This is a genomic window from Mucilaginibacter celer (assembly GCF_003576455.2).
Lineage (GTDB): Bacteria > Bacteroidota > Bacteroidia > Sphingobacteriales > Sphingobacteriaceae > Mucilaginibacter > Mucilaginibacter celer.
Genome location: NZ_CP032869.1, coordinates 50,800 through 62,566 on the forward strand (window position 1 = coordinate 50,800; position 11,767 = coordinate 62,566).

The following is an 11,767-nucleotide window of genomic DNA, read 5'->3' on the forward strand; positions in this document are numbered from 1 at the left end:
GTTGTTAAAAATAAAAACAGTGTGTATAGCATATTTGGGGTATTTATTTACCACCGCCGTGTTTTTATCGTAACTGTAAAATACTCGTCGGTGTTAGCGATGCTAAGGACCGCTCTTATCCTTTCGGAACGCATTTTCATGTTTTTTAAGCCCTGGCCGGAATACGCGCCGGTAGGTTTTTGGTCAAGCGTATTTTTTATGATGATCTTCATTCCGTGAGGCCCGTTATTCAGCAATATCCAAACACGGGGATGGCGGTTATGCCGTACAATGTTGTTAACAGCTTCCTTAAAAATAAGGTAGATGTTTTGTCTTAGCAGCTGAGGTAGCGTGCCTACTCTTTCCAATCCTACGGTTTCGAATGTAAAATCGGCGGTGTCAGACAGCATAAAATGTACGTGCTCCTGCATTCTGAAAATCAGGTCTTCTCTGTTATCGTTACGTGCATCTACAGACCATATGATGTCAGATATAGAAGCGATGGCATTTTTACTTTCTGTTGATATTTTTTGAATAATTTCCTGATCCGGTGTTTGTCGGGTATACATAAGTTCGCTGCTTAGCGATATTCTGGTAAGCGTGCTGCCTATTTCGTCGTGTAAATCGCTGGCGATATTGGTTCGTAATTCCATTTCGCGTTTCAGTTTTTGTACACGGGATAACCACAACTGGCAAATAATTAGTACGATAGCTATTGAGACGATGATTTTAAACAGCCATGTTTCATAAAAAGACGGTTCTACAACCAGGGTTTTAACCAGCCAGTATTTGGGGTCAGTATTTGCAGGAAAACGGGCCTGTAAAGTATAAACACCCGGCGATAGGGCATAAAAACTTATTTCGTTAAACAATTTGCTCTTTCGCCATGTTGCCGACATCTCTTTTATCCTAAACAGTATATCTTTTTGTTTAAACGAACCTGCAAATTTAAGCGCCACCAGGTTTTCTTCGGGTTGAAGCGTTATGATTTGTTCTGAGTTGGCAAACAGATCAATTTGTGGGTCAGATGTGATGTTTGAGCTTTTTTTTACATAGGATAAAGTTAATTTCTCGGCCGAATTGCCGCGTAATGACCTGTAATAATCTACATCCAGAAAAACAAGCCCCTGTAACCCTCCCATTATTACCCTCCGGTTTTGATTGTCGTAGTACATGGCCGAGTGGTTAAATTCCTGCGTATACAGGTCCTCGTAACGACTATCATCCGGGTTGGGCAAAAACTGCATCGATTTCAAATCCAATACGCTAAGCCCGCCATTTGTTCCGGCAAAAAGCAGTCCGTCAACCTCCAGCAGAGAGTAAGCAAAATCTCCTGCCAGGCCATCGGTAAAGGTGGTTTTCCATAAAAATTTACCGGTGTAATCTATTTTAACAACACCCTGGCCCAATGTGGCCAGTAACACGCCACCATCTACCTTTAAAAGTGCATATACCGGAATTTCGGTTAAGCCTGCTATCTCCACTTTAGCAAATTTATTACCATCTAACCTAAACAGGCCTCCCTCGCCAGCCACCCAAAAATGATTGTTTATGTAAGCAATATCTTTTATAATACCGATGCGCTCATCGGTTAGCAACAGGTGGTGCAGCCATTGCCCACGGGCATCTTTACTCACAATGTATAACGAACTGCGCATACCGGCAATAAAACCGGTTTTGTATTTCAATAATTTGGTTACTCCAAGATTACCATGCCCCGGATTAGGCAAAAAACTAACAAGCTGTTTATTGATATCGAAGGTGGCAAATCCATCGCCGCCCTCAACACCGATGAGCAATTGGTTATTGCCCGAGCGCTCCATTGTGTAACTGATTATCGGGAACACCGTTGGGCCATGATCATCAAAAATATAAAAGCCGCTATAAGTGCCTATATAGTACCGGTTAGTATCTTTATATATACCGCGGATGCTTTTATTATGAAAGAAACGCATCGCCTTGTTACGGAAACTCGTGTCTTTAACTGTATTATTGGCCCCCGAAATAAGGAACAGATGATCATTGGTTGTGGCTATATACCCCCCGGCCATTGAGTTGAAGGGCCATATCCTTTTAATGTCTGAAAAAGGTTCGATATTTTGGCAGGATTTAAAATATGGAGACTGTGGGAGTTTAAAACCTTTGGTATGCCCCCTGAAAACAGCCACTATAGTATCTTTAACCGGAAAGGTGTAAGAAAATTCATCGTCGTTATAATACTCAACTTTCTTTTCAAGGGTGTTTTTGTCATAAACGGCAAAGCCACGGGCGTAGCGTACCACTACATATTTGCTTGTAGAGAAGGCATCAGTAATAAATGTGGTATTTAAATCATAATGCAAGCCACTATTTTGCTGTGCGCCGGGCCGGTTGTTTGTTTCTTTTCCAAATTTTGTAACGCCGTTTGCTGCAGTTGCAATATTTGTTCTAAACAAAAGGAATAATTTACCGTCGGGATCAAAAAAATATTCATCCGGTTCGGGATAAGTGGGCGGCGCTTTTGTGATATCCAGCTTAAAGCTTTTTGCTAATCCGTTTTCCTTGTCGAAACTAAATGCCTGTCCATCTTTTGTAAACAACATTAACCGATGCAATTTCGGGTTTACCGCGAATTTCGACACCCCCGTAACTCGGTATTTATACAGCTTATGTATCTCGCTATCATAGCAGTACAAAAGGTCGGGGTCGTTTTTAAATCCTAAAAAAATGAACTGCTCATAACAAAACAAACGAGATACTAACGGAGATGACGGCAAGATTATTCCCGGAATATTGAATGGCTGTACGTCGGTTCCGTCGTATCGCCAAATCCCCTGGTTAGTGGTAAAATATATAAACCCGAACCTATCTCTCGATACATTCCGAATGAATGCATTGGTAAATGGTTTAGGCATATCAATTTTTTGAATGCCGAAGTTCAATTGTGCGTAAGCAACTTGTTTCAAAAATACCACAAACAGCAGGCAAATAAATTTATGTAAGTGTTTTTTCATTAAGCTGATTTTTAAATATTGATGCTGCGTGGTTTGAATTGCACTACTTGTAGTGCAAGCCCTGGTAATTTTTGTTGTGATGTTTAGATATTTTCAGCCTTAAAAGTGTGTATCAACCACACTATCCTCAAATCTAATATTCCTGTAAGGAATAAACAAGGAGTTCCTGGCTTTTTTACGAGGTTTTTAGCCCTCTTATTTACTTAAATAACATCCCACCGCAAAATTGCATCGGTGTGCAATACTAATAATCGGTTTGGGCCACCGTACCCGCCGATAAAGGGTTTGAGCAGTAAAAAAAGCCGCCTAAAATACCCCAAACATGCTATATCATGCCGGGGTACATACTACTACTTTTGATTAACATACCGTATGATACGGTTTGTGTAATCCGGATGCATTTGGAGAGGTGGCTTAAAAGTGATAACACGCCCTGAGGCGGGTTGTTACCGGCCAGAGCAGAGCGGACAATTCAATAATAACTTCATGAAACATGAAATGAATTATTGAAGCATCTAAACCAACAATCACACTCAAAAACAAATAAATATGCACTCCAATAACTGCAGGCAAAGCAATTACCTCCCTCATTTGCAAAACAAGCAACGGCATCTGGTAGTACAACGGCTTAAACTAACGGCGAAGATTGCCGCATTAGTTTTAACAATGTGCTTTTGTGTAACTAAGGCAAACGCCCAAACAGATTTTGAAGGCTCGGTTGCGCTAAAGTTCGATTCCCTTTTTAGCACCCAAAAACTATCTGCAAGCAAAGGTGTACTATATTACAACTCTGCACCTGGCAGTTTAATGATTCCTACCGGGTTTGGAGGCAGTGGCACTTATTTATATGGCGGTGTGGGCGGCGTTTATCCAGAATTATATCGACATAACAAGGCTGACCTGATAGCTTTTGGCGGGCTTAGCTTTGGTAATCCCATTAAATTTGTAAATATTTCACTTAGCTTAAACATGACCGATGTGCATCGGTTCCAGAATTATTCAGGAAACTTCGGCGTTAGCCGTATTTTACCCGGCGGTAGCAGCGTTTCTGTTGGAGGGCTACAGTTATTTGCCGACAAAAAATTGTCTGACTCACCGCATTCAACTTTTTACACAGCATTTAGCCATGCGGTGCAAAGTTTACCCTCAAAAAGTGGCGGAGCCTCGGCATTGGTTTATACCATTGGCATTGGTACCGGACGCTTTAGAGATAAGAGCCGGGCAGATGTCCAAAACGGTAAAGGTCGTTATGGTACATCTGTATTTGGCAGCCTTTCTTATGAGCTGTTTAAGAAAGTTAACATAAATGCCGAATGGTATGGCGTTAATCTCGGGCTTTCGGCTGGCGTGCGTCCGTTTAAAAGCCCGCTTTCATTTAGCATTGGTGCATCTAATCTAATTCCTTCTTATTCGGGAGACAGGGTAAGCATGGTATTTATGGTAGGCTTACCGCTATCGTTAAACAGGTTATTGTTAAAATAAGCTACCCTAAACGTCATGTATCTGAACAACCTATTTTGATGATCAATAAATGCACACAAATATGAAAAAAACTAACTATCTACTACTTGTCATACTTTTCGCCCTCAGCATTAAGCCTGCTTTTTCGCAGGTTAAAAGCCTATCCGACTGGCGGGTACCTGTCCCTTCCAGCCTTTCTGACTGGCGGGTGCCACCGCCGCATGGAGACTATGGCCTGCGGCGCACATATTCATCAACTATATCCCAGCCGGAAATGATGGAGAGCTTGCCATCAATACCCGACGGTGGGCCGCCAGGTGCCCCCTCACCATCTCTTACAGATCAGCTCAAAAAGATTCCTAAAACTAAACAGGTAAGCAACGCCGACGAAGATTATGTAGCAAATCTTGTTAAAAAAGCACTTGCAAAAATGGCTCCATGCTGCTGTTGTTGTACTCCTACGGTATATAAGCCGGCACCAAAAAGAAAAAAGACACTAAAATCGGCCTCGTTAACACATCGTAAAAAGTTGGTACGACCGATAAAAAAATCTGCCGTAAAACCTAAAATAGCGGCTGCTCATAAAGTAAAAACACGTTACGTGGTAAAGTATAGGTATCTGCCGTACCGCTGTAACTGTACACCTGATATGGCCGATACAACAAAAAACAACAAGTAATGCATTATTACAAGTTACAGACAAATTTTAATAACATGAACAAGCTAATTGTTACAAATAAAAGTATCCTGTGTGCAGCGGCTTTATTGCTTGTCTTTTGCTTACGGGCATCTGCTCAGCAAACCACCGCGCCTCCGGCAATTTCGGTTGGTGGTAAAACCTATCTTAAGCAAACCATTGTGCGTTCAGAAAGTATGCTGCAAAATGGCGCGGCTAAACTTAACATCAATTCCGTATCGTCGATTAGTAAAACCTGCAAATTCGACAACGCGCCCGATAATGCATTTACAGCCACATTAACTATTACCCGGTTAACCGATTCAATTACGTCGGGCGATCAGAAGTTTTATTTTAGCTCGGCCGGAACTGCCAATAGCCAGAGTAAATTATCGCAGGCACTGGCATCTATGGTTGGGAAAGTATACTCGTATGCGGTTGATAAAAAGGGTGCCATAACTTCGGTGATAAAAAACTATCCCCCTTCACCGGCCGATTCTGTTTTTAGTTTTGCCGGCCTTGAACAGGAACAGTTGTTTGTAGGTAAAACATTTCCTTTTGTTGCCGATATTGCCACGCTAACAACATTGGAGACAGGTAAACGATGGGGCGATACTACTGTTACTGCAAAAGGGCGCGCAATAGGCGAATACTGGCTCGAAAAAAATGAAGGCCCGCAAACAGTTCTGGCCTTTATCAAAACAATTAACGATGGGGGATTGAATACACAATCGACCGGAACCTATACCATTGATAATGCTACAGGTGTAATAGTAGGCAGGGAAATAAAAAATATTACTACCGGGTATTTATCATTTAAGGGTACACCGTACATCTCAACACGGCGGTCAACAATTACCGAAACATGTAGCCTTGCCGAATAAAAGTAAAATGCTTTAGCTAAGCAAAGGCTATTTTAATAAAACTACGGTTGGTTAAAATTAAAAACAAAAGCCTCAATAAAAGGCACGAATGGTCGGAAGAAATTCCGGCCATTTTTTATGTTTTAAAAAAGAGTCCCGGATCACCACCACATTGAACAACGATTAAAGCAATGGTCAGATCTCTGACTTCACCTTTCATGAAAATAAAAAGTTTCAGCTTCAATGGTCGGGTGTGTTTGGGTATAATGAATGGTTTGTTGGTGAATACGAAAAAAAGCAGGATACGCTTTTTTTAACCTATCACAACGATAAAAGACCTGCTCGCTTTGGTACTAAGATATTGATAAATAACGGAGAATTGCGTTCGCTGGATAAGCCAAAGGATAGTGTGATGCAATTCTTACCCTTTAAAATCCGGTGAGCGTTAAAAAAACGTTTCAGCGGTGCAACGTTTTGGTGTTTTAACCATCTTATTTAATGAATAATCTAAACACGCTATCATGAGAAAGTTTTTATCTGTTATGCTTTTATGCCTGCCGACGATATTTTTATCTGCCCAAACAAAAAAATTATCAGTACCATCACAAGCTTTTAAAGATTATAGCATCAAGCTTGAAGACAACCGCCGGGCTGCATCTGATAAAAAAGATTATTTGCGCGCCGATACCCTGCTAAAACAATGGACGCGTACCTATGACGCCTTGCCCGATAGTGTTAAAAATGATTTCAGAGGATGGGAATCGGGCATGTATTATAATATAGCCTGTTACGATGCATTGCTGGGCAATAAAAAGGATGCCCTTACAGCTTTTGAAAAATGTGCCAAATTGGGTTATAATAATTACACCAATACCATTGCCGATACCGACCTGGAAAGCCTGCATAAAGAAAAACGCTACCTGGCCGCGCTGGAGCTGATCCGCGAGCGCGGGGATATGGGTTATGTGCTGCGTAAATCGGGAACTTACAATCACACCGTTAACAAAGATTTGCCGGTATTTACTTACCAGGAAGCTAACGATGCCGATTTGATAGCTTTTAAAAATAAATTTAAACTCGATTCGGTTGCCGGGAATAGAGATGAGATCAGCAAAATAAAAAATTTGCTGCTGTGGGTACACAATACCGTAAGGCACGATGGCAATTCCAACAATCCGGCTTTAAAAAATGGTATCGACCTGATTGAGGTTTGCAAAAAAGAAAACCGCGGCATCAACTGTCGTATGATGGCCACTATATTAAAAGATGCCTACCAGGCCGAAGGCTTTAAAGCCCGCATGGTTACCTGTATGCCCAAGGATACATTGGATAACGATTGTCACGTAATAACGGTTGTTTGGGCCGGCACGTTAAATAAATGGGTGTGGATGGACCCTACCTTTAACGCCTATGTTACCGATAAAAGCGGCAACCTGCTTAATATTGAAGAAGTACGCAATAAATTATACAACAACCAGCTTACCGACCTGGTGCTGAACGACGACGCCAACTGGAACAACCAAAACAAGCAAAGCCGAGAATATTACCTGGGCTATTACATGTCAAAAAACCTGTATTGGTTGCAATGCTCGGCCAAAAGCGAGTGGAATGTTGAAACAAACAAACCCGATAAACCTGCTACAGAATATATCAATTTATACCCAACGGGTTACAATAATATCAAAGCGCCCAAACGGATGGTAAGATCAAGCATTCAGTATGCCACCAATAACCCCGAAACTTTTTGGCAAAAGCCGGTGGCTGTTAACTAACCGGTTGTAATTGCTGTTGTCAATAATTAATCGGTAGTTTTTATTGCGGTAAAGGCGTAAAAGATTGTTCTGCATTTTCGGGACAATCTTTTTATTTAAACCCGGTATCTCCTCGCTATGGTGGTTATAAATGGTATGCAGGAATAACTGTTATTTTTTGGTGGACGTAGCCCAGCTATTATAGCATCCTGATAACCGGCCGAAAGACTGTCTGTACTGTTTTTTGCTATCTTAAAAGCGTTAAGTACCCCGCAATTTTTTCATGATTTTTTCCAGGCACAATTAAATAGTAGTATACACCTGCAGGCACCTCCTGGTCGTTATACCTTCCGTTCCATGGCCTGGTATAACCTATTGAATGAAATAACTCTGTTCCATAGCGGTTAAATATTTGTACAATGGCCTGGGGATAATTTTCGATGTTTTCTATAGTCCAAAGGTCATTTACGCCGTCAGCATTTGGGGTAAATGTATTAACAGGTTTAATTGCCTTAAATACGGTAATTGAAACCGTCGACTGGCTTTCACACAATCCGTTAGAAACTGTTAACGTGTAAATTGTATTTTGGGTTGGCCTGGCTACAGGCGCAGCAATATTATCGTAATTAAGGCCATCAGACGGTTGCCACTTAAAGGTAAGCGCGCTGCCCGAAACAATAGGTTTCAGGGTAACTGATTCGCCTTGAGTAATCGTTATGGCCGCCGGCATCGTGAGAACGGGCTCAGAAATAACAGTTATCTGGCGCGATGCAAAGTTAGGGCAACCATCGTTTGATATAAAGTTGTAGGTAAGCAGATGAGAACCGATGCCCGCTTTCATGGGGTCGAAAAAATTATCTGTTGTTACGCCCTCTCCGCTATAATAGCCACGTCCTTCCAGTCCGCTTGTCTCTTTGCCCTGGGTTAATTGTATAGGTGCCGCATTTTCACAGATATCACCAATTGGGTCGAATGAAATAGTAGGCGAGGTAGATAATTTGAAGGTTTTACTTACATCATAAAAGCAATCATCGGTAACAAATATTCTTAGTTTTACGGTTACTTTTTTATCCAGGGAGGCTGCCGACGCCGGAAATGTATGAAAATAAGGACCGTTTATATCGGGGTATATATAAGTTTCTTTTTTATCGGGATTTAATTCCGTGTCAAAATACCATTCAATTTTTTCGATATGTGTGTTGCTTTCAATCCCGGATGTATTTTTAAAACTTACCTTTTGCCCGATACATGAATTTTCAACTGAAAAATTCGGTGTTACGGCAGTATTGTAAATGTGAATTGTTTTTACAATCCTTGTCTCACATCCCGATAATGACGATATGGTCATGCTAACCGGATAACTACCCGGGAGTGTATAAACGTGACTGGCTTGTGGCGAAACTGTAACATTGGGGTTTTGGCTGGTTGAGTGGCTGTCTCCAAAATCCCACGTAACTTTTTCATCATTTGCGGGCGTGCCTTTATAGCTAAAATTTGCCGCATTTCCTGCACATACGTCTTTAAAATCAAAATCTCCGGTTGGAGTTTTTGCCACACTTACTTCTTTAAATTCGGAATAGGCCGGGCAGCCGGTTTCACCAATAACCACCAACCTGGCCTGGTAAACGCCCGCGGATTTGTAACTGTGATAAATTTGTTCGTTTTGCCTGCTGATGGTTGAATCTCCGTCGCCAAAAAGCCATTTCCATACAATAGGTTTCAAAGCGCCCGAAGCTGGCTCTGTATATGTGAACAGCACAGGCTTATTAACACAATTTACCGGGGCCGTATTAAAACCTACAGAAGGATTGCCGGTTATCACAACCCGAACCGATTTTGTAGATTCGCAGCCGGATGTGTTTATTACAGTGAGGCTTACCGGGTAGGTTCCGTTACGGGTATAAGTATGCTTTGCAATTTGGCTGGTAGCGGTGTTATTCCCGCCGCCGGTTGGATCGCCAAAATCCCAGATACGTTGTTTTATGTTTTTTTGAAGAGGCGTTTTATCTTCAAAGGTAACTGTATTCTGACATTCAATTTCGCCGGCAAAAATTTTTACATCGGGCAGGTCGTTCACTTTAAAATCCTCACTAATATCCTGGGTTGCACTGTTGCTGCACTCACTTAAAGGATATTGTGGAACGATATGGATGTGATGCACCCCGGCAATATCATATGCAGCAGTTCTGGGCAACATATATTCATAAGCCGGCTTGCCATTTTGCCGTATCTCTGTAAATGGCGGATTAATGGCGTAATACGTTAGTTCGTTTGCATCCATTTGCCAGGCTATTTTTGTGGAGATATAAGGTAACGTTAGCCTGAAGAAATAATCATCATTAACGCAGGCCGAGTCAATAACCGTATTGTCGGCCCTCCTGACGGCCACGAGCGAATGATTGCCTGCAAGATTAGTACCCGCCGAATAAGCATACGATTCAACATTTCCAAATCCGTAGGCTATGGCATTAAAACCTTCATCGGCTTTAAGGTTAAAGGTACTGCCCGAATAGTTGCTGAGATCAAGCTGCAGGTACGAGTAACCTGCCAGATTTTTCATGGTTTTGAAAGCAGCAGCGGGTTTCTGTCCATTGATGCGAAAACTTGCCGCTACTGCGGTTTTAATTAAAATGTTAACATATTGTTCCCTGATATTTTCCCTGGATGACGAGAAAATGGTGATGTTGCTGATATTGTATTCGATAGGATTGAGAATAACCATATCAGGATCGCTGTAACCTACAGTATTGTTGTCGGCAAGTTGGTTGCTGCACGATTGGCTTAGCGCGTATTGTGCTACGCTTATGGGTTTATCGGCTTTTATGAAACTATCACTATTAACAGCACCGGTTAATTCTGATGAGTAGAAGTCGCCGGCATTAAGCGTAATTGCTGGTGCTCTGTTTATGGTAAGATGGGTGCCGTCTTCAGTTGCAACCACCCTGAAATGATAGCCGGCCGTGCGCACCGGGTGGTTAAAATGGGTGCTTTGCGTGCTAAAGGGCACCAGTCCATAGTTATAACCAAGGCTTTTGGTGGGATAACATTGTTGAAACAGCGGGTCGATGGTTTTGGTAACACAGCTCCCGTTTGAAATTAATGAACCCGATGTGCCCGAAAATACGGCAAAACTGGTACATTCAGATACATCACTCACCACCCTGGTGCCGGTCAGATCATCCTCCGATGTAAATTCATATACATCGTTTACTTTGGGTAAAGTTACCCCGCCCGGAACCAGGTCTGTATTGCCTTTTAATAGATGTATTTTGGTGTTGGGCTGTGTAGCCACTAATACGATGTAGTTTTTACCAACGCCGGTTGATTTAAAATTAACGCTGGTATATGATTTGCCCAAAGCCTCGGAAGGTATGATAAGTGAGGCGGCCGAACGTTGAGCGGCAAAAATATGGGCGTAAACAACTATTTTAGGTTTACCGGGGTCAACCGTAATATGGATGGCCTTGTTAGTAAGTGTTTTATCGCTTTCTGAAATATCGATGTAGGCTTCGTCTCTCGGAATTTTAACCTCTGTTACATTACTTGCATTTACGGTAAAGGATTGCGAAAAACTGCCCACGCTAACCTTGCCTGATGACGATTGACTGCCGGTTATAAAAATACTCAGGTTAGGGAGTCCTAATGTTCCGTCGGGATAGTAATCATGTTCATGTGTTGGAAATGCCACCCAAAACTCGCTTCCTTCATTTGATGATGTCTGGCTAAATGATTTTACGGGGAATGACAACATCAAAAAAAACAAAAGCCCCAATAAAAAATTACGATGGCAAAGAGATATGGCTACATTTTTTTTATAAGAAAATAAAAGCCGCTTCATGGATATTAAACAGATAAGGAATAAGGTCAAAAAAAAGCGTGTCAGGAAAAATTTCGGGGTAAAATTATAATTATAAAACTGAATGATGAAATAACAATCAGGGGGAAGGTCGATATTTAACATAAAGAAAATATAATTTTTCTTTTTGAATTAACCGTAATTATTCTATTTTCGCATGTACTTAATCTTATCACACAAAAAAAATG

6 protein-coding genes are annotated in these 11,767 nt (G+C 41.5%); 4 read left to right on the forward strand and 2 right to left on the reverse strand.

Annotation, left to right across the window (positions count from 1 at the left end; translation table 11 throughout):
* Positions 1 to 47 precede the first annotated feature (47 nt).
* A complete protein-coding gene (locus HYN43_RS00255) occupies positions 48 to 2,972 on the reverse strand; it encodes a sensor histidine kinase (RefSeq protein ID WP_119407541.1) in 2,925 nt (974 codons plus the stop codon).
* Positions 2,973 to 3,521: 549 nt separating this feature from the next.
* Here HYN43_RS00255 and HYN43_RS00260 point away from each other — a divergent pair.
* The 4 genes from HYN43_RS00260 to HYN43_RS00280 all read left to right on the forward strand — a co-directional run bounded on the left by HYN43_RS00260 (position 3,522) and on the right by HYN43_RS00280 (position 7,744).
* Positions 3,522 to 4,454 (forward strand): hypothetical protein, encoded by a 933-nt coding sequence (locus HYN43_RS00260; RefSeq protein WP_162996234.1) that lies wholly within the window; start codon positions 3,522 to 3,524, stop codon positions 4,452 to 4,454.
* A 61-nt stretch (positions 4,455 to 4,515) separates the two neighbouring features.
* Entirely contained in the window at positions 4,516 to 5,112 is a 597-nt protein-coding gene (locus HYN43_RS00265) for a hypothetical protein (protein ID WP_119407543.1), read from the forward strand.
* A gap of 35 nt (positions 5,113 to 5,147) precedes the next feature.
* Positions 5,148 to 5,993 carry a hypothetical protein gene (locus HYN43_RS00270; protein ID WP_119407544.1) on the forward strand — a complete coding sequence of 282 codons (846 nt, stop codon included), beginning with the start codon at positions 5,148 to 5,150 and terminating at the stop codon, positions 5,991 to 5,993.
* Between the two features lie 500 nt (positions 5,994 to 6,493).
* On the forward strand, positions 6,494 to 7,744 hold the full coding sequence (locus HYN43_RS00280; RefSeq protein ID WP_119407546.1) for a TPR end-of-group domain-containing protein: 1,251 nt from the start codon (positions 6,494 to 6,496) through the stop codon (positions 7,742 to 7,744).
* Between the two features lie 226 nt (positions 7,745 to 7,970).
* On the opposite strand, the gene HYN43_RS00285 is transcribed toward HYN43_RS00280, so the two are convergent.
* Positions 7,971 to 11,474 (reverse strand): PKD domain-containing protein, encoded by a 3,504-nt coding sequence (locus tag HYN43_RS00285; protein ID WP_162996235.1) that lies wholly within the window; start codon positions 11,472 to 11,474, stop codon positions 7,971 to 7,973.
* Positions 11,475 to 11,767 lie beyond the last annotated feature (293 nt).

What these genes read in the sequence shown, in the direction of transcription:
- HYN43_RS00255 (WP_119407541.1), bottom strand. Translation starts at nt 2,972, where the DNA reads ATGAAAAAACACTTACATAAATTTATTTGCCTGCTGTTTGTGGTATTT.
- HYN43_RS00280 (WP_119407546.1), top strand. Translation starts at nt 6,494, where the DNA reads ATGAGAAAGTTTTTATCTGTTATGCTTTTATGCCTGCCGACGATATTT.
- HYN43_RS00265 (WP_119407543.1), top strand. Translation starts at nt 4,516, where the DNA reads ATGAAAAAAACTAACTATCTACTACTTGTCATACTTTTCGCCCTCAGC.
- HYN43_RS00270 (WP_119407544.1), top strand. Translation starts at nt 5,148, where the DNA reads ATGAACAAGCTAATTGTTACAAATAAAAGTATCCTGTGTGCAGCGGCT.
- HYN43_RS00260 (WP_162996234.1), top strand. Translation starts at nt 3,522, where the DNA reads ATGCACTCCAATAACTGCAGGCAAAGCAATTACCTCCCTCATTTGCAA.
- HYN43_RS00285 (WP_162996235.1), bottom strand. Translation starts at nt 11,474, where the DNA reads ATGTTGTCATTCCCCGTAAAATCATTTAGCCAGACATCATCAAATGAA.